This window comes from Tolypothrix tenuis PCC 7101, from assembly GCF_963874875.1.
GTDB lineage: Bacteria > Cyanobacteriota > Cyanobacteriia > Cyanobacteriales > Nostocaceae > Aulosira > Aulosira tenue.
Genome location: NZ_CAWNJS010000002.1, coordinates 38,480 through 58,911 on the forward strand (window position 1 = coordinate 38,480; position 20,432 = coordinate 58,911).

The window sequence follows — 20,432 nt, forward strand, 5'->3', positions numbered from 1 at the left end:
TTAAGCGATAGCTGAAGGATTTATATTTGATTTATATCCAACCTAAATCTTTTAAAGCTTGAGCAACCTGTGGGCGTAACTGCCATTGCCATTCTCGTTGAGTAGTACTTTCGGTATCTTCCAATGTCTTCCAGTACCCCGAAGCCAACATTAGCGACCAAAATGGTTTACCATTATCGTCACGCTCAGGGGGTACGTAGTTTAAGTGATTTGCAACCAGTTCCGCTATTCTGGCGTATTGCAGATTTGCACCACCGAAATTTTCATATCCAGCTGCCTTTGCTAATCCAGTTGCAGTAATAATTTGTGCAGGTGCATGGTAGTGCGCTTTCAGCATAAGTTTATGGCTATTGGTCATTTGACTACTGATAGTTATAAAAGCTTGCTTATAGTCCTGTGTTGACGGAAACTCTATAGTAAGAACCTCTTGGACAACATAGCTTTTGAACTTGTCTATGTCAGTGAAGTAAAGATAACCAAGGCGATTAGCAATTGATTCTATTTCCTGATCTGCATCAATTAGTAAAGCAATAGGTTGGCTTTTGCCCTCTTGCAAACCATTAGGCCACGCTAAATCCAAAACAGCGATCGCCGCGCCTGTGGAATCAATCAGTTCATACATCAATTCACCAATCGGCAATCCCTGCTCTTGCACCCATGCATTACATTCTTCTAAAACTCTCTCTTCAGCCACTGGCATAACCGTAGTAGAGCTTTCGATGTCTTGATGCTCCATAATAGGAGGAGTCGCTTTTGCTTCGGGAATATCTCCAGCAAGTAAGCTATTCAAAAAGCTATTAGCAGCTTGAGCTAGAAGTTCACGGCGTGCGGCTAAGAAATCACGATAGTTTTCAATTTGCCACAAACTGCGTTCCATCGGTATCCAGTGGGTTGCGATCGCCCCGGGTTGAGTATACTCGAATGCCTCAAAATACTCCGAAGGATGACGGTTTGAGACTTTGAGATTGGTGTGTTGCGTTAAGAAGGTGAGATTAGCGATCGCATTAACTTCTGATTTTGGGTATCCAGCTTTGTAAAGTAGTGATTTGGGAAAAATATGATGAACTTCTAAATAGTTGTGCTTACCTAAAAGATGTTTAGACAGTTCAATACCACTATCCCAATCTTTTGCTTGATGCACGCGGGTGAGCATGTAAACCAACGGATAAAATCTTGCTCCCATACCCCAGCCCTGAAAATCAATAGCTTTGATTTCCAAGTCCCCACGATTCTGCCGTAAGTTGGCGATCAGTTGGTCAAGTGGGTTATCCGAAGATTGCAATACGTGTAAATCTTGGGTTAAAACGCTCTCAGTTGAACCGGCGTACCGTCCCCACAATAAAGTATGCACGTACCAGTACAATAGTTTGTCACGTTCTTTGTAATCACTCAGATACCCACCACACCCAACAAGGTAACGCACCATTACGGGGAATGCATAAATGCCACCAAGTACGCGATTGTGGTCGAGTCCAAGTCGGCCGGAAATCAAGTTGAGCAGCGTATCAATCGCTTTTTCTGCCTTGTATAACCCGTCTTTAAATGTGGCAGTATCAACATCTTTGAGTGCAGAGAACATAGCCTCTCCGGTAATCACTGCATTAATGCACCGGAGCAACCACTCCAAACGAAAGTCAAATCCTGCTTTATTCCATTTCGTCAGACTTGCTTTAAGTTCAGTGCGGGCATCAGGCCATTGGGCACAAATTTTTGCTAGTGCTAAATCACCCTTAGATAGTTTGGTTCCTCCACTATTAACAGTGTTGAAAATTTCGACAACGACATCAACAGTTTTATCTTCACCGCTAACTTCTTCAATATGAAGGTTAATATTTTTAGTGCCTTCAAGTTTATTCAAACGATTGATGTAAATAGTTAATTGAGATTGAATCTCTGGAATTTTTATTAAATACCCAATGAAAACTCCTACACCTTGCTGCATCAGTTCAGTAACATTTACCCACAAGGGGTTATCCTTCATTTTAACAGGAGCATAAAATTCAAATATTTCTTCTTCTAGGTTGAAGTACAATCCAGTGAAAGCTTGAGGATTGCCATCAAAAAACTGAGGTGGTCTGCCCCGGACGATACCGTAGAAAGAAGTAATACGCTGTTGACCATCAAGCAACAGTTTAACTGTGCCTGTAGATAGCTTGCCATCACCACGAGCATGGTCAATTGCTTGTTCAGTTTTGGTTTCCCACACTAATAAGCTACCAATGGGATGCTTACGGTAAAGTGAATTCATCAATCCACGAACTTGGTCACGATTCCAAACGTAACCCCGTTGGAATTCTGGTAAGGCAATACTGCCCATGTCAATTTGGTCAAGTATAGTAGTAATATTCATGAGTCATTTTTCCTTTTTTAAATAAGTTATAAAGTAATTAACTTCTAGTTAAATAGAATTAAAATATTTTAAAATTAATATCTATATATAAAAACTATTCAATAATTGCTATAAGCTTGAATGCCTTAATTTTTTAAGCATATAAAAAGTAAAATAGATGCAAAATACGCACTCGTTTCTCAAGATATTTGATGGATATCAACTAAAGATCCAAGAAAGATAGATTTGAGCGCTACCTGAAGTAAATTATAGTCAAGTAAGTGACAAAATAAAAATATTTGCACATATAGCTTACTTGGTAGCACTTGGTTAAATTATTATGTTCAAATCATCTACTGTAATCTATCGGGTAGATAGTCTATTGATACTGCATTAACTGATTGCACGATTGCGCTGATATGCCCAGATTGCTAAAAAACTAGCAACACAAGTAGTCCAGACTAACCATTCTAGATGTATAGCTAGATAGTTATTGTAAAATTCAGCTATCTGTATATGTCCTGCCCACATTACAATTTGAGCGTAGTGGTAAAACGGTGAGAAGGGAATCAAATTTTGCAACCACTCTGGCATTCCAGGTAATGGAATACTACCAGAACTGAACACAGCCAGACCAATAAGAAATGCACTTACTAGAGAAATACTATTTGCATCCATTGTATAACCAATGACAAAACCAAAGATTGCAAAAGGAACAATCCCTAAAATTAGGCTGAAGAAAAGTATTACCCAGTCAAAAAAAGGTTGGCTCATGCCAACTTTGAATATCCCCAAGCTAAACATTAAAATTATGCCTGTAAAAGAGACTATAAAAGCAATAATCACCTTTGAGGTTAGGTATATCCAAGCTGGTAAAGGAGTAACTCGGAGCAATTTTACCCACCCTTGTTTTCGCTCAGTTGCAATTTGTATACTAAGTGTCTGAATTGCAACTATCAGTAGGTTGATAGTTGCAAGACCTGTCATATAAAATAGAGCATTTGGATCATTTCTTGGGAAAAGTGCCACAACACTATATAGTGCCAGCATACTTAGCAGAACTATAGGTTGCCGAATTAATTTCAATAACTCCACCTTTGTCTGTCCAAGCAACATAGAAAATAAATTCTTTGGTTTGACGACTGGTTGTTCAGAGCGACTGTATGCTCCTCCAAACTTTGAAATTGATTGTTGAAGCTGTTCAAAATTGTCAGTACGAACTTCCTGAATTTTTCCATGACTAAGTGTTAACGTTCGAGTTGCTAAGTCCGATATTGCATCTGCATCTGATTCAATATGGCTAACTAGGAGAATAGTTTTTCCTTCATTTGCAAAATCTCGAATTTGCTGTAAAACCCTACTTCTTGCATGAGGATCTAGACCTGTAGTTGGTTCGTCTAAAATCAAAAATTCAGGGTTTCCTGCAATTGCTAACGCAAAATATAGCGATCGCTCCTCTCCTCCGCTTAACTCATCAGAAGAAGCCCAGCTATAGCGTTTCTGCTCTAACTTGCTTCTAGTTAATAATTCTGCTGTAGAATATGATTTTGGATAAAAACTGCGAATAAGATTTATCGTTTCCTCAACTTTTAGATTTCCTGGCGCTCTAGTTTTTTGCAACATCAAACCGAGCTTAAGCTTAGATTCTGGTTGTTCTGGAGCATAACCGAAAACTCTAACTGTACCTGATTCAGGTATTTGTAAACCTAATATCAAGTTAATTAAAGTGGTTTTTCCAGCTCCCATTTCACCTTTGAGGATAATAAATTCACCCGCTTGGATAGCCAGGTTAACATTATCTAGAATTTTGCGTTTCTGCCCACTTTCCTCAAAAGACTTAGTAACATTCTTAAGTTCAACAATATTCATGAGTAATTATCCTTAAAGCTTTTTAAAGCCAAAATCTCAGAGCAAACCAGGCAAGTACGCCTACAACTGCTGCTGGAGCTAAAGGAGTACCAAAGACTGCTGTCAAAGAAATAGTTGTTAGAAATCCAACAAGAATTGTTGAAAGTTCGTACCCAGTTTTATGAATGTCAGGTTGGCAAGAAATACTAAACCAGCAATCAGAATGGGAGCTAAGTAAATAGATAACACTAGCTGCAAAAGCTAAAATCACAATAATTCTGATTAAATCCGTTGAAATAAAAGAACTTAATTGTGAGTTCTGATTTGAATTATTTTGAGAGTTCATAATTATTGCGCCTCTATATTACATAAAATTTTAGAAATCTGGAAAAGTTAGTACTAATGCTCTAACTACAAGGAAATGGAATGACTGCTTGCCAATTATGTATTCCTGTAGCTGTTGCTGAACCTAAAGCTAAGGCAGCTGGTAAGGGTACGCCAATAACAGTTGCTCCAGCTGTAACAATTGAGCCAGCACCAATAGCAAACCAGTTTATTCCTCTAGGAATTTTCACTGTAGTAGTTGCACGTTGGTTAAAGTTCTGTTTTGAAGTAGCAGTGATTTGTACTTCGCCTTTCGATATCGCAGTTACAAAGCCATCGCTATTAACAGTTGCAATTTGGTCATTGCTAGAAGACCAATATATAGTCTGATCAATCGAGCCTATACCTTTAACTGTCGAACACAATTTAGCTGTACTATTAATGTCAAGCTCAAGTTGTTGAGGTTGAACAGTAATGTAATTAACGATAGCTGGCAAAACCTCTAAGTGAATCAGGTCTTTTTTACTATTATCTTGGTTAGATGTCGCTGTAATAGTTACACTACCAGGTGACATTGCCTCTAATTGCGCTGTATGCCCGTGTCCAAGAACAATTGTGACATCTGAATTGCTAGAAGACCAAGTAATATCTTCACTATTGCTTCCTAAGCCTTCAACTATTGCTGTTATTGTTTTAATTTCTCCCACTCTCAGGTTAGTGAGCGGCTCATTATTATTTATAATGACTCGTTCAATAATGACATTATGAGAAACAGTCAGTTTAGCATTTACATATTTGTGGCTATCTTGTTTAGAAATTGCTTGAATAGTAGTTTCACCTTGTGCAATAGCTGTAACTAAACCACTATTACCAACAGTTGCAATATCTTTGTTAGCTGATGACCAATTAACAGCAGTTTCAAAGTTGCCAAAACCATTAACCTTGGGTATTAATGTTCGAGATTCTCCTACCTCAATTACAAGACTCTTAGGTTGAATTTCAACATTAGTGATGCCTTCTACCAATAAGTCAAAAGTATCACTTTTACTTTTGTCTTTTTTAGAAACTCCTGTAATCTTTACTACACCAGGGGCAACTGCAAAAACTTGACCTTGAGCATTAACTGTAGCAATCTTTTCATTACTTGAAATCCATCTTACTTCTCGGTCTACTGAGCTGGTGTTCGTCAGGTTAGTTTTGACTAGAACATCAGCCTTAAGTTGCCGCGACCTCCCTACTTTAAGCTTTAGCTCTCTAGGGCTGATAGTTACTCTTTCAATCGGGCAGCGATCACCTGCCCAATTTACTAAGGGAAAACAAGAATGCTGCACATTCCAAGTCTGCATTAGGATTAAGGGTGTCCACAGCAAAACTACAATTAGCAATAGATGCTGTGATAAAAATTTAATAATACTTTTAGCAGTTGTTTTCGTATCCTGTTGCTTGACCAGTTCTATTAAGTTGGTATGGAAAGCATTCATGAACATTCCAATAGTAAGGTGGTTTATGCTTGCTCTCTTATACTGCCCAGTTTGAAGCTATCGTTAACACAGGCATGAGGTTATTGAAGCTTCTCTAAAAGTCTCCTGATGAGTTGATGTGAGCTTCCGCAGATTGTTGTATTTCATCTATTTCTGGGAATTTTCTGTTACCAAAAATTACAGATTTTATATTTCTCAATACTTAAGTAAATAATTGTAACATATTCAACAGTTTGTGTCTATAATATTACGCAGTCAAAACTTCTTTCAATCTCATGCACCAAAGCAATCTCCGTAAAAAGAAATTTCCTGTTCAGAATAGTCAGCACAACAAGAAGTATAGGACGGGGGTATACAATCACTTCGACGTTTAGGTTAAATAAACTAGGCTGATATGGAAACACTTGCTCCTGGTGCGCGGATTGTTGCTAGAGATGCTGAATGGCTTGTAAAATCCACTTCAAGAACACCCAATGGTTCTGTGGTAATAGAAGTTGTGGGTGTAAGTGATTTTATTAAAGGTCGCACTGCACGGTTTGTCAAAGAATTAGAAGAAGACCTAGAGGTTTTAGACCCGAAAAATACTAATTTAGTATCCGATAATACTCCTGGCTATAGGAATTCGCTGCTTTTTCTCGAAGCTCATCTGCGGCAAACTGCTCCCACTGATACTAATCTTTACATTGGTCATGAAGCGGCAATGGATGTGCTGCCTTACCAATTAGATCCAACGCTCAAAGCTCTTTCTATGCCGCGGCAGCGTTTGTTAATTGCAGATGCTGTTGGCTTGGGGAAAACTTTGGAAGCAGGAATTTTGGTTGCTGAGTTGATGCGTCGGGGACGAGCAAAACGCATTTTGGTTGTTACAACCAAAAGTATGCTGACTCAGTTCCAGAAAGAATTTTGGGTGCGTTTTACTATTCCTCTAGTACGTCTTGATTCTGTGGGTATTCAGCGCATTCGCTCTCGTATTCCCACCAATCATAATCCTTTCCACTATTACGATAAAGCTATTGTCTCAGTTGATACCCTGAAGCAAGACAGGGAATACCGCACTTACATTGAGCAAGCTGAATGGGATGTAATAGTCATTGATGAGGCACACAACGTTGCTCGTCGAGGACGTGGTAGCAGTGCTTCGTTACGTTCTAAATTGGCTGACCGTTTAGCAAGCCGCTCCGATAGTTTAATTATGTTATCAGCCACACCACATGATGGACGCGCAGAAAGCTTTGCTAGTTTGATGAATATGCTCGACCCAACGGCGATCGCCAACGAGTCGAACTACACTAAGGAAGATATTCGAGATTTGTACGTCCGGCGGTTTAAAAAAGATGTTGTAGCGCAACTTCTCAAAAAATTCCCAGAACGACAGGTTTTAGCGGTGGAAGCTAATGCTTCTCCCCAAGAAGAAAAAGCGTTTGAAATTCTCGATAACTTAAAATTAGCTGGGATTGACGCGAAAGCTTCTACAGGTAAGTTGTTTAAAACTACTTTGCTAAAAGCTATGCTGTCTAGCCCTATGGCTTGTTTGGAGACAGTATGCAATCGCATCAATCGGGTAGAAAAAACTGGTGATCGGCGTTTTAGTGCTGATATTGATGAATTGAAAGCTTTAGCAGCTGCTTTAGTAACCATCAACGATCAAAATTTCTCAAAATATCAAAAACTACTAAAACTAATTATCACAGCAGAAGATGGAGGCTTTGCTTGGAAGGGTAAAGATCCAAAAGACCGGATTGTAATTTTCACGGAACGTTTGGAAACGATGCGCTTTCTGAAGGAGAATTTAAAGCGCGATTTACAGCTAACAGAAGAAGCGATCGCTACTCTTGATGGGGGAATGCCAGATGTTGATTTGATGGAAATTATCGAAGAGTTTGGTAGTGAAAAATCTCCGCTGCGGCTGGTAGTAGCTACAGATGTGGCATCGGAAGGGATTAATTTACATTATTTTTCACACCGTCTCATACACTTTGATATTCCTTGGTCATTAATGGCCTTGCAACAGCGTAATGGGCGGGTTGACCGTTATGGGCAGGAACGACAACCACAAATTCGCTATTTATTGACTCGTTCATCTAACGAAAAAGTTGATGAAGCAGAGCGCATTGTTAGCGTGTTGGTGAGGAAAGACGACCAAGCAATTAAAAATATTGGCGACCCTTCTGTTTTTATGGGAGTGTTTGATGCTGATAAGGAAGTAGAGGTGACAGCCGCAGCTATCGAAGCAATTGAGCAGGGAGAAACGGCAGAAACTTTTGACGCACGCCTGCAACCAGGTGAGCAGACAGAGGATGAGGATAACTGGTTTGCTGATTTACTTAGCGATGACCCAGAAGTGAGTGAGGAACCCCAAGCACAAGCTGCTATGCAGAAAATGCCAAGTTTATTTCCCGATGACTATCATTACACCTTAGCAGCGTTGGGTGCGGTTAATGAGGAAAATCCTTTGCAGCTGCGTAGTTTGGAGGAAGAGTTGTTAATCGAGTTAACAATGCCCAATGAATTGCGATCGCGTTTTGAGCGTTTACCAAGAGAAATTCAACCTGCATCAAATCAAGCATTGCGTTTGTCTGGCGATCGCAATAAAGTGATGCGCGAACTAGAGGAATCACGAAAATCTGAGGAACGCTGGCCCTCGATTCAGTATCTTTGGGAACTGCATCCGGTAATAGATTGGTTAAATGACCGTGGGATAACACTTTTCGGTAGGCATCAAGCACCTGTCATTGTTTTACCTCAGTTACAAGCCAATGAGGTTATATTTGTCATGTCAGGTATAATTCCTAACCGTCGTGGTCAACCTCTAGTCAATAAGTGGGTAAGTGTAGTGTTTCAAAATCAAAAGTTTAAGCATATAGAAGATTTTGAGAAAACGCTACAGCTTACTGGATTGGGGCAGGAGCCGATTCCCAATCAAATGTTACCTACTGATGAAAAACTTTTGAATTTACGTGAGATAGCGGTTGTAGAAGCGCAAAAGAAAATGCTAGAAGCACGTAAGAATTTTGAGGATTCAATTAATGTTCAATTACAGGAACAATTGAATCGTTTAAATAAACTCAAAGGTCAACATTATGAGCAACTAACATTACGTTTTGCAGACGGTACTCCTTTAAAAGAAGAGAAAAAATCAAAAGCAGAACGAAGGATTGAGCAAATTTTTAATGATTATTGGCGTTGGGTAGAGGATAGCATGACTACCGAACCTGCTCCATATATCAAAATCATTGCAGTTTTACAGGGAGCTAAGGTATGAGTAAACTAACAGGAATTACTAATGAAAATGAGTTTTACTCAAATCACTACCTGGATGCTATCCTCAATGATGATATTAAGGGAATTGCTCAACGCTGGCGAGAAGCTGCGGCTGAAAATGAAACAAAATCTCCCCCTGAATTATTGGGAAGTTTAGCTGCCCCTTATTTTAGATTGATAAATAATTTTAATAAAGAAAAAGATATTGCAGAACGTATAATTCTTCAACAGCAATGGTTGTCTGATTTTTTTGGCGTTTTAGGTTATCAGATTGAACCTAGTCAACGTATTCTCGATGAAGGGCAAATACTCCCCGTATTGTGTGAAATTAAAAAAACTAATGGAGTGCCGTTACTCTGGATTATAGAAGCTTTACCAGAAGGCGATGAAGTTATTGATATTTTAGATTTAAGTCTAAATAAAGCACAATTTACTGAACAAGATAATGATGATATAAATGCAGAATTAATTTCGTCTGAAATTACGATAGAAGATATTATTTCTGATTATATTTTTTCTCAAGATGAGCCGCCCCGGTGGTTATTGCTTGCTAACGTTCATCAAATTATTCTGATTGACCGTTTCAAATGGAACGCATCACGCTTGTTGCGGTTTGATTTATCAGAAATTCTCTCACGTAAGGAATCAGATACTTTATTAGCAACTGCAACATTACTGCATAAAGAACATACCTGCCCTAGCGAGGGTACAGCTTTACTTGATGAATTAGATGAAAATTCTCACCGTCATGCTTTCTCTGTTTCCGATGATTTGAAATATGCCCTCAGAAAGTCAATTGAAATTTTGGGTAATGAAGCAGTTTGGTATGTAAGAAATAAGCTAAAAACAGGGGTATTTTCTGGGCAATTAGACGCGGGACAATTATCAATTGAATGTCTGCGTTATATGTACCGCTTGCTGTTCCTTTTTTACATTGAAGCACGGCGAGATTTGGGTTATGCACCGATGAATGCTGAAATTTATCGGGAAGGTTACAGTTTAGAATCGCTGCGGGAACTAGAGCAAGTAGAATTGCGGACAGAAGAAGATAAAAACGGTTATTTTATTAATGCTTCTCTTCGCAAACTATTTGACTTAATTTGGAAAGGGTATACACCAAGCAATGTGGGAACTCTGTATTTACCCGAAGAAAAAATTTATGATAACACTTTTGAACTGGCACCGCTAAAGAGTCATTTATTTGACCCAGAGCGTACTAAATTAGTGTATCGTGTCAAGTTCCGTAACAGCGTACTAAGAGAAGTAATTGAATTAATGTCGCTATCGCGGGAAGGGAAAGGTAAGCGTCGGGGACGTATTTCCTATGCACAATTGGGAATTAACCAGTTGGGTGCTGTGTATGAATCTTTACTGTGTTTTCGGGGCTTTTTTGTTGAGCCTGAGACTGGTTTATATGAAGTGCAGCGTGCAGAAAAAACAACAAAAACCTCTGCGGGAGAAGATGACGAGGAAGAAGTAGAAGAAACTCCCAAACGAGGAAAAAATAACTATGACGAATTAGATGTTGCTTACTTCGTCAAGTTGGAAGATTTAGAAAATTACACCAAGGCGGAACGGGTATTTAATGCTGACGGTACGCCAAAAATGTACCCCAAAGGTAGTTTTATTTATCGGTTAGCGGGAAGGGATCGCCAAAATTCTGCTTCTTATTATACCCCAGAGTCACTAACACGCTGTTTGGTTAAGTATGCGTTGAAGGAATTGCTTAAGGATAAGACAGCAGATGATATTCTCAAGTTGAAAATTTGCGAACCTGCGATGGGGAGTGCAGCATTTTTGAATGAAGCTGTTAACCAGTTAGCAGAGAAATATCTGGAGTTAAAGCAAGACGAGTTAAATAAACGCATTCCCCACGACGAGTATTTACAGGAAAAGCAGAAAGTCAAAATGTTTTTGGCTGACCGCAACGTATTTGGGATTGACTTAAACCCGGTTGCTGTGGAGTTAGCAGAGGTGTCCCTGTGGTTGAACTGTATTTACAAACCAGAAAATAGAAAGGCTTTTGTACCTTGGTTTGGGATGCAATTGCACTGTGGTAATTCGCTAATTGGTGCGCGTCGTCAGGTGTACAGCACTACGTTAATTCCCCGGAAGAAGAAACAACCATACTGGTTTGACCATGAACCCCAACGGGTAATGGTAGGGGATAAGTTACCTGATGGGATGGTGTTTCACTTTTTGTTACCCGACCCAGGAATGGCCAATTATACGGATAAAGTTATCAAATCTCTAGCACCAAACGAAATTGAAACTATTAATAATTGGCGTAAAGAATTTTGTAAAGCCACTTATGAAGATTTTGATGTTGACCGTTTAGTAACATTATCTCAACGCATAGATGAACTTTGGCAACGTCACACTAATGAATTGCGGATGATGCGACAACGTACTACTGACCCGTTGAGTATTTTTGGTTATGAAGAAGATGCACATCAAAGCAGTAGTTTGGAAATAAAAGATAAGATTTTAGCGCAAGAGAAATTATCTGAAGGTGTAGGTAATTCTAGCTCTTACCGACGGTTAAAATTTGTCATGGACTATTGGTGTGCGTTGTGGTTTTGGCAAATTGAAAAGGCTGATTTATTGCCGTCAAGGTATGAGTATTTTATGGAATTGGCCGTAATTTTGGGTGAAACAGAAATGACGTTTGAACCCGAACCAGAGTTACCTTTATTTCCTGAGACTGCAATACAAAATGAAGTGCAAAAGTTTGTTGATGATTATAAGTTTGTCAATGTTGCAAAGTTGGCGGAACGGTTTCCCAGGTTGGGGTTAGTTGCGAAAATTGCGGAAGAAAAGCGCTTTTTTCATTGGGAATTGGAATTTGCAGACATTTTTGCAGATAATGGTGGTTTTGATTTATTTTTGGGGAATCCTCCGTGGATTAAGGTGGAATGGCAAGAAGGAGGCGTATTAGGTGATGTTGAACCTTTATTTGAATTACGCAATTTTTCAGCCAGCCAATTGACTACGTTGAGAGAAGAGACATTAGTTAAATATACTCAACTCAAGTTAATCTATTTTAATGAATATGAAGTTTTTGAAGGAACGCAAAATTTTCTGAATGCTTATCAGAATTACCCTATGTTAAAAGGAATTCAAAGCAATTTGTATAAATGTTTTATTCCTCAAAGCTGGACAATGGGTAATCCTCAAGGTTTTTCTGGATTTGTTCATCCAGAAGGAATATATGATGACCCAAAAGGGGGAAAACTGAGAGAAGAAATATATCCACGTTTAGTGTTACACTGCCAGTTTCAAAATGAATTTCAACTATTTGTAGGAACTAACGATCATGGAAGAATGCGTTTTGGTACGCATATATATAAAAATAGTAAATCTACAAAAATATCTTTTAAAAATCTCAATAATTTATTTAATCCATCTACCGTAGATACTTGTTTTGAACATGATGGGCAGGGAAAAGTACCAGGCATTAAAAATGATGAAAATAAATGGTGTATTGAAGGTCATGCAAAAAGAATTATTCATGTAACTGAAGAAATACTAGACTTGTTCTCTAATCTTTACGACTCAGAAAACACTCCTCCATTACAAGCAAGATTACCAGCATTACATTCTCAACAACTTTTGAGTGTATTGGAAAAATTTGCTTCACAAACTCGACGATTAGCAGATTTAGAAAGAGAGTATTTTTCACTTGAAATGTGGCATGAGACTAACTCTCAAAAGGATGGAACAATTCAGCGAAAGACTTGTTTTCCTGAATCTGTAGATCAATCTATTCTCTCCGGCCCACATTTTTATGTAGGAAATCCTTTTAATAAAACACCACGAGCTATTTGTACAGCAAATGGACATTATGATGTCGTTGATTTAACAAATATTTCTGACAAATATTTACCTCGTACTAATTATATCCCTGTTGGTAATTTCAATCAATATCAGCAGCATATTCCTAACATACCTTGGATAGAAAATGAAGATGGAGACAAACAGATTAAAAAAGTTACAGATTATTATCGTTTTGTTCATAGAAGGCAATTAAGCCAATCTGGTGAAAGAACATTAATTTGTGCTATTATTTCTATTTATACAGCACATATAAACACTATAATTAGCACGGCTATTAAAGGAAATAGCAGATTAGTTAATTTTGCTGGTTTTTGTTTTTCTCTTATATATGACTTTTACTTAAAAAGTACAGGAAAATCTGATTTATATGGTTCTCATCTGGAAACATTTCCTTACATTGAATCAAAGCAAATTGCTTTACGATGTTTATTATTAACTTGTATTACTACCAATTACACTGAACTTTGGGAAAGCCTATACAGCCTTGAATTCAATCAAGACACCTGGACAAAAATTGACCCCCGTCTCAACAACGACTTCTTCAAAAACCTAACCGCCCACTGGCAACGCAACGTCGCCCTCCGCACCGACTACGAACGCCGTCAAGCCCTAGTCGAAATCGACGTACTTGCAGCAATGGCATTAGGGCTAACCCTAGACGAACTAATCACAATTTACCGCGTCCAATTCCCCGTTATGCGCCAATACGAAAAAGATACTTGGTACGACCAAAATGGGCGCATTGTATTTACCATTAGCAAAGGACTTGTAGGTGTTGGCTTCCCCCGCAAAGGTAAAAAAAGCGAACAGGGATGGGAAGACATCAAAGACATGAAAACAGGTACAGTCGAACGCAAAGTCATAGATGACACCATGCCAGGTGGCCCCATCGAACGCACCATTATCTATGAAGCCCCCTTCGACCGTTGCGACAGAGAGGAAGACTACCGTATTGCTTGGGAGGCATTTGAGAAAAGATTTGCCGAACAGGAGGTTAAATTATGATACCGTCAGTAGTCGCCTCAGAAGTTCGCGCCAGCATTGAAGACTTCCTCAAAACTGAATTTCGCCCTGCATCCCCTGGTTTTGAAGGGCTGATGCAACGCTTCTTAGCAACACCGGAAGCTGTATTTAAAGGCCCTTACCTGTCTGTGGGTTTGCCATTCCGCCCCGGTTCTACAGGTGCAGACTATTTCCCCGACGTGCCAATGGCATTTCCCCCACACCGCCATCAGGAACAAGCATTCGCTCGATTAAAAGCACCTTACTATCAATCAACCCTTGTCGCCACAGGAACAGGTTCAGGAAAAACAGAGTGTTTTTTGTTACCCATCCTCAATCACTGCTACCAGCATGAAAGCGAACCGGGTATTAAAGCACTGCTAATTTATCCGATGAACGCCCTTGCTACCGACCAAGCAAAGCGATTAGCAAGTCTCATCTGGCACAACCCAAAATTAAAAGGTAAGGTAACTGCTGGGTTATTTGTCGGTGAATCAGAACGAGATCCAAAGGCGATGATGGGTGAAGACCATATCATCACTGACAAAAATATTCTGCGCCAATGTCCCCCCGACATTTTGTTGACTAACTACAAAATGCTCGACTACCTGCTGATTCGTCCTGGCGACCAACCATTATGGGCAGGAAATGCACCAGAAACCCTGCGTTATTTGGTAGTTGATGAAATTCACACCTTTGATGGCGCACAGGGAACAGATTTAGCTTGTTTAATCCGCCGCCTCAAAGCTAGATTGCAAACTCCCGAACGTCATTTAGCTTGTGTCGGGACTTCTGCAACCTTGGGTGGTAGTGGTAATAAATGGGATATGTTGAATTATGCAACTACTGTTTTTGACGAACCCTTCGACCAAAATGCCCTAGTTGAAGAAGATAGGCTAACTTGTGGAGAATTTCTCTTTGATGCTTACATTAATCCCCTCCCCATTCCCGAACCAGATAAATTAGACATTCTCAAAGCTGCCAACTACCAAACTATCGACGAATATATCTGCGCCCAATATCAGCTATGGTTTGAAGCAGCAATTACCGAACAATTTAATAGTAACGAGTGGCGGGTTGAATTAGGCGATCGCTTGAAATCTCTGCCCATCGTCCACAACTTACTCAAAGTTTTAGACCAAGGAGCGATCGCCCTACCTGAACTTTGGCAAAAACTCAGCCGAAAAATGCGCTTACCAGATAGCGATGACCCAATTTATCAAGCTGCTTTATTTGATAGTTTAATTGCTTTGTGTGCGATCGCCCGCCGCCAATTGCACACTGCACTTGTCCCTTGGGTGAATATTCGTCTGCAATTTTGGCTGCGAGAACTGCGCCGCATGGTGGGAACTGTAGAGAAGCAACCCGAATTAGTATTTGCTGATGACCAAGCATCAGAAGAAAAAGAGCGTGTTCTGCCAGTGATACACTGTCGAGACTGCGGTAGTACGGGATGGGGAGGATTAAGGCAACAAGTAACAAACCATAAAATAGCTTGTGACCTACGAGATTTTTATAAAGCGTACTTCGCAAACGACCCATTAATTACCTACATTTTCCCCCATCGCAATCCAGATAATGATAGAGGTTGGTTATCTTGGAAGCTTTGCAAAGAATGCCTAACCCTTAACCGCACAGATGCTCATCGTTGTTCTAAGTGCGCCAGCGAAGAATTTATTTCAGTTATTGAACCAGACCAAGATGCGATCGTTCGCACGATAAAAACCAAAAATGGTAATCCCCGGCGCGTTTCTAACCATGATTGCCCCTTCTGCGGTAGTAAAGATGGTTTAGCAATTCTCGGTTCTCGCGCTGCGAGTTTAGCTAGTGCCGCAATTGGTACATTATTCTCATCAGCTTACAATGATGACCACAAACTAATTACTTTTTCTGACTCCGTACAAGATGCAGCGCACCGTGCAGGCTTTTTTGAAACTCGTACCTTCCGCACAACCTTAAGAAGTGCCTTACGCCAGCATCTTGATAATAAAGCCAAAGGATGGAATTTAGCGGATATTCGGGCTGACTTTTCTCAACATTGGCGTAATGAAATTGGTGGCGATGGCGATTATATTGCCACGTTTATGCCTTCAGATTTGGAATGGTTGCGGGAATGGGAAGAATTACAACAAGCAGGAACAGCAAAACCCAGCCTTGTTGACCTGATTAATAAACGACTTGATTGGGAAGTAATTGCAGAAATTGGCTTGCGGACAAATTTGGGTGCTTCATTAGAACGCACTGACACCTGTGCAATCTATCTTGATAGTAATTTACTCAATCTTGCTTGTTTAAACTTACTCGAACGAATTCGCAACGAAATTGGCGGACTAGAAAATCTCGATCAGCAAACCCTGCACCGTTTTCTGTTGGGGTTAATTTACCATCTGCGGCTACAGGGCGGTATTTTGCATTCGGTAACAGAAAATTATATTGAAAGTGGTGGTCAAACGTTCCGGTTGCAGCAACCCTTATTTATGCCTGGATTTGGCCCATCCTCACTTACACCCGTTTACTTTGTCCAAAATGGTAATTTTCCTCGTTTTGAAGCCTTAGTCCGACCATCAGGGAAAATAACTTGGTGTGAGAATTGGGCTTTTAAATTGTTTTCTAGCTACACTCCACTAATTGTCGCCCAGGTAGAAACCCTTTACAACCTAGTTTTAAATCAACTGGTGTCTCATGAGATTTTTGGAGTCAGGGAAACACGTAACGGCGCAAAAGTCTGGGGTATCGAACAAACAGCATTGTATTTGGATATTACAGCACATCACCTTGAATGCGATAAATGCGGACACAGCATTACCTCTTCTCCACAAGAATTGACGTTATGGACAGATACACCTTGTATGCGTCCGAAGTGTACGGGGAAATATCAACCATCGGAACGAAAAACCCGCGATTTTTACCGCCACTTGTATTCTAAAGGTCGAGTGTGGCGCATTTTTGCCAGAGAACACACCGGACTATTAGAAAGAGATGTCCGCGAAGAATTAGAAAATCGCTTTATCACAGGTCGCCACCGTTACGACCCCAATCTTCTGTCTGCTACTTCAACCCTGGAAATGGGGATTGATATTGGTACGCTTTCTTCTGTTTTATTGTGTTCCGTTCCTCCAGCCCAAGCCAATTACCAACAGCGTATTGGTCGTGCAGGCCGTCGAGATGGTAATGCTTTTATCGCTGCGATCGCTAACGGTACTCCCCACGATTTATATTTCTGGGCTGACCCCATGTTAATGATTGCAGGTGGGGTAGATACTCCCGGTTCTTACCTCGATGCTTCAGCGATTTTACAACGCCAACTCACTGCTTACTGTCTCGACCGTTGGGTATCCCAAGGTATCACCCCAGACCAACTACCCGAACGATTTGGCACTGTTTTAGATAGCGTCCAGCAACGCGATTTAACTCGCTTTCCTTATACATGGCTAAATTTTATTGAAAATCAACAGTTAGAACTACTGCAAGATTTTCTCGATCTCTTCCAAAATCAAATATCCCACCGTAGCGCCGAACAGTTAAGAATATTTATTGAGAAAGGCGAAAACGATGAAGGGGGATTGCGTTGGCGCATTGTCAACCGCTTGCAGGAAGTAGTGGAAGAACGCCGACGCTTAAAAAACCAAAGTGATACCTTACGGCGACGTATTAAAGATAAGGAAAAAGCTGCTAAGAGTCAAAATCATGAAGAAGAACTAGCGGAACTCCACCGCGAACGGGGGGGGTTGATGGAGTTAGTGAAAAATATCAGCGATAAAAATACCCTCAACTTCTTTACTGATGAAGGGTTGCTACCTAACTATGCTTTCCCTGAACCAGGTGTAATGCTCAAGTCAATTATTTGGCGACAAAAGAATATCAAAGGAGATGGTGCATCTGGCAAATACGAAACCTTTACCTTTGAGTACGAACGCCCTGGTGCGATCGCCTTGCGGGAACTTGCTCCTTCTGGTGTATTTTATGCCGAGGGAAACCGCGTCAAAATAGACCAAATCGACTTAAATATTTCCCAAATTGAAGAGTGGCGCTTATGTAGAAACTGTTCCTATGCTGCTCTCACTATTTTAGATGCAGCTAAAGAACCAGCTTGTCCACGCTGTGGGGACAGAATGTGGTCAGATGCAGGACGTAAGCGCAAAATGATTCGTTTACGCCAAGTTATAGCAACTACTAACGCCAGAGAAAGCCGTATTGGTGATGACAAAGATGAGCGCCAACCAGCCTTTTTCACTCAACAAATGTTGGTAGATTTTGAACCGGAAGCACGGGAAAAGACTTTTGTAATTAAAGATGATGAATTTCCCTTTGGTTTTGAATTTATTTCACGAGTCACCTTTCGAGAAGTCAATTTTGGGGAGGGTAATTCCCAATCTGAAAATTTTGAAGTTGCTGGAATTAACCGTCCCCGTCCTGGTTTTCAAATTTGTCGCCATTGCGGTAAAGTTCAAACTGATCCAGAAAAACCAGAACACGCCTTGACTTGTTCTAGACGTGAAAATAGCAATGAAAATGATTTTACTGATATCTTGTACTTGTTTAGACAATTTGAATCGGAAGCAATCAGAATCTTACTACCTGTAGATACCTTAACTTCTGATAAAAAATTACATTCATTTATTGCCGCCTTGCAACTAGGGTTAAAACAATACTTTAAGGGTAAAGTAGACCACCTCAGAACCCTTATTAGTCACGAACCGCAAGAAAATACACCTAGCTTGCTACGCAAACCTTTTCTATTTTTATACGACACCATTCCTGGTGGAACGGGATATCTACGCGAATTACTACGAGATCCAAATAACTTTTTCTCTGTGTTTGAACAAGCATTAGTTATTTTACGTGCTTGCGATTGTAATGATGGCTGTTATAACTGCTTGTACGGTTATCGTAATAGTTTTGACCGAGATCAAACTAGCCGTAAGACAGCGATTGATTTACTTAATATGATTGTTAACCGTCGTCTGCAATTAACTGAAACTCAAGGAGGGCTTTCTCAAGTTAAACTCAATGCTTTATTTGATAGTATTCTTGAATTACGTTTTATTGAAGCACTAAGACGCTACCGTCATAATAACGAACCAACAATCGTTCGTAAAGAAATAGTTAATGGTAAAGCTGGTTATTTTATTAGAATTGCTAATCAAGATTGGAACGTTGAACCACAGGTAGAACTTGGCAGAAACGAAGGAATTGAAGTTAATAGCAGAGCAGATTTTGTTTTTTATCCTGCTAAAAATACAACAGCGATTAAACCGATAGTCATATTTACCGACGGTTGGCAATACCATGCTCACCGCATTGCCGAAGATTTTCTTCAACGTATGGCAATTGCTAAGAGCAACGAGTATCACGTTTGGTCTTTAACTTGGACTGATGTAGAATCGCAGTTCTCAAACAAGCAAAATGATGTTTATGTTGACCTTTTAGAACTTGGTAATAGTCAGCAATTTAAGGCTAAGGAAGGTACATTTTACGAAAAATATAAATGTGTAGAATTACGACTGATTGCTCAAAAAAACAGTTTTATTTGGCTGGTTAATTTCCTGGTTAATCCAAATAGAGATTTATGGAAAAATTTTGCTCTGATGAGAACTTCTGCTCAATTTGATAATGCTCGTTTTAGCCAGCAGGATGCTCGTCTATCTTGGGTTAATGCAGTATTAAAGAAAACCAACTCTTCAGTTGTAGATGCGTTTAAACCCATAGAAACTGGAAAAATGTTAGGTTTAGTTTCTGGGGCAATAAATGACGATAAAAACTTAGTCAAAATTTATATCTCAGTAGATGGTAAACGTCATTTAACTCTAGATAGTACTGGCTCGTTTGTCACTATTTATTTAGATGATAAAGCAATAGAGAATGAAAAAGAATTGCAAAAATTATGGATAGGAGTTCTACGTTATTTCAACATATTACAATTTCTTGACCATAGTTATGTTGTGACGGCTCAAGGTAACGACAATGGTTTAAATTCTGCATTAGTACCTCCCAAAGCAAATCAGGCTCAATCTCAACCGACGGTTAAACATAATGTAGCAGCTTGGCAAAAACTAGAGGAACTAGTTTTTGATGAGACAACATTAGAACTGTTGCACTATATGCAAGAACATAACTGGGATTTACCAGAAGTTGGTTATGAGTTAATGGATAGTAATGAAGTTGTAATTGCTGAGGCTGAGTTAGCTTGGACAAAACGTAAATGTGCTGTTTTGATTACAGCAGATAATACTTTAATGCTATTTAAAGCAGCAGGATGGCAAGTAGCTACTATTAGTGAAGTTATGGCTGATCCAGAAACATTTTATAGCCAATATATTAATTAATAATGCGATAGGAGATTATTCAAG

The 20,432-nt window shown here is 39.7% G+C and carries 7 protein-coding genes; 3 read left to right on the plus strand and 4 right to left on the minus strand.

Features of this window, described 5'->3' with window-relative positions; genetic code table 11:
* Positions 1-31: 31 nt before the first annotated feature.
* From AACU25_RS34530 to AACU25_RS34545, 4 genes are all read right to left on the minus strand, one after another.
* Positions 32-2,350, minus strand: coding sequence for a GmrSD restriction endonuclease domain-containing protein (locus AACU25_RS34530; RefSeq protein WP_096584549.1), 2,319 nt, complete (start codon positions 2,348-2,350; stop codon positions 32-34).
* A 372-nt stretch (positions 2,351-2,722) separates the two neighbouring features.
* Positions 2,723-4,198 (minus strand): ABC transporter ATP-binding protein/permease, encoded by a 1,476-nt coding sequence (locus tag AACU25_RS34535; RefSeq protein WP_096584552.1) that lies wholly within the window; start codon positions 4,196-4,198, stop codon positions 2,723-2,725.
* Positions 4,199-4,220: 22 nt separating this feature from the next.
* On the minus strand, positions 4,221-4,523 hold the full coding sequence (locus AACU25_RS34540) for a hypothetical protein (RefSeq protein WP_096584555.1): 303 nt from the start codon (positions 4,521-4,523) through the stop codon (positions 4,221-4,223).
* Between the two features lie 61 nt (positions 4,524-4,584).
* Positions 4,585-5,982 carry an Ig-like domain-containing protein gene (locus tag AACU25_RS34545; protein WP_190445589.1) on the minus strand — a complete coding sequence of 466 codons (1,398 nt, stop codon included), beginning with the start codon at positions 5,980-5,982 and terminating at the stop codon, positions 4,585-4,587.
* A 394-nt stretch (positions 5,983-6,376) separates the two neighbouring features.
* On the opposite strand from AACU25_RS34545, the gene AACU25_RS34550 reads away from it, so the two are divergent.
* The 3 genes from AACU25_RS34550 to AACU25_RS34560 are packed head-to-tail and all read left to right on the plus strand — an operon-like array spanning position 6,377 to position 20,408.
* A complete protein-coding gene (locus tag AACU25_RS34550; RefSeq protein WP_096584559.1) occupies positions 6,377-9,244 on the plus strand; it encodes a DEAD/DEAH box helicase in 2,868 nt (955 codons plus the stop codon).
* Complete coding sequence (locus AACU25_RS34555; RefSeq protein ID WP_096584562.1) at positions 9,241-14,085, plus strand: Eco57I restriction-modification methylase domain-containing protein; 4,845 nt, start codon at positions 9,241-9,243, stop codon at positions 14,083-14,085. The genes AACU25_RS34550 and AACU25_RS34555 overlap by 4 nt, the downstream gene beginning before the upstream one ends.
* Positions 14,082-20,408 (plus strand): DEAD/DEAH box helicase, encoded by a 6,327-nt coding sequence (locus AACU25_RS34560; protein ID WP_096584564.1) that lies wholly within the window; start codon positions 14,082-14,084, stop codon positions 20,406-20,408. The genes AACU25_RS34555 and AACU25_RS34560 overlap by 4 nt, the downstream gene beginning before the upstream one ends.
* Positions 20,409-20,432: the final 24 nt, after the last annotated feature.

Coding starts and splice junctions, on each gene's coding strand:
- AACU25_RS34530 (WP_096584549.1), bottom strand. CDS start 2,350: ATGAATATTACTACTATACTTGACCAAATTGACATGGGCAGTATTGCC.
- AACU25_RS34535 (WP_096584552.1), bottom strand. CDS start 4,198: ATGAATATTGTTGAACTTAAGAATGTTACTAAGTCTTTTGAGGAAAGT.
- AACU25_RS34540 (WP_096584555.1), bottom strand. CDS start 4,523: ATGAACTCTCAAAATAATTCAAATCAGAACTCACAATTAAGTTCTTTT.
- AACU25_RS34545 (WP_190445589.1), bottom strand. CDS start 5,982: ATGAATGCTTTCCATACCAACTTAATAGAACTGGTCAAGCAACAGGAT.
- AACU25_RS34550 (WP_096584559.1), top strand. CDS start 6,377: ATGGAAACACTTGCTCCTGGTGCGCGGATTGTTGCTAGAGATGCTGAA.
- AACU25_RS34555 (WP_096584562.1), top strand. CDS start 9,241: ATGAGTAAACTAACAGGAATTACTAATGAAAATGAGTTTTACTCAAAT.
- AACU25_RS34560 (WP_096584564.1), top strand. CDS start 14,082: ATGATACCGTCAGTAGTCGCCTCAGAAGTTCGCGCCAGCATTGAAGAC.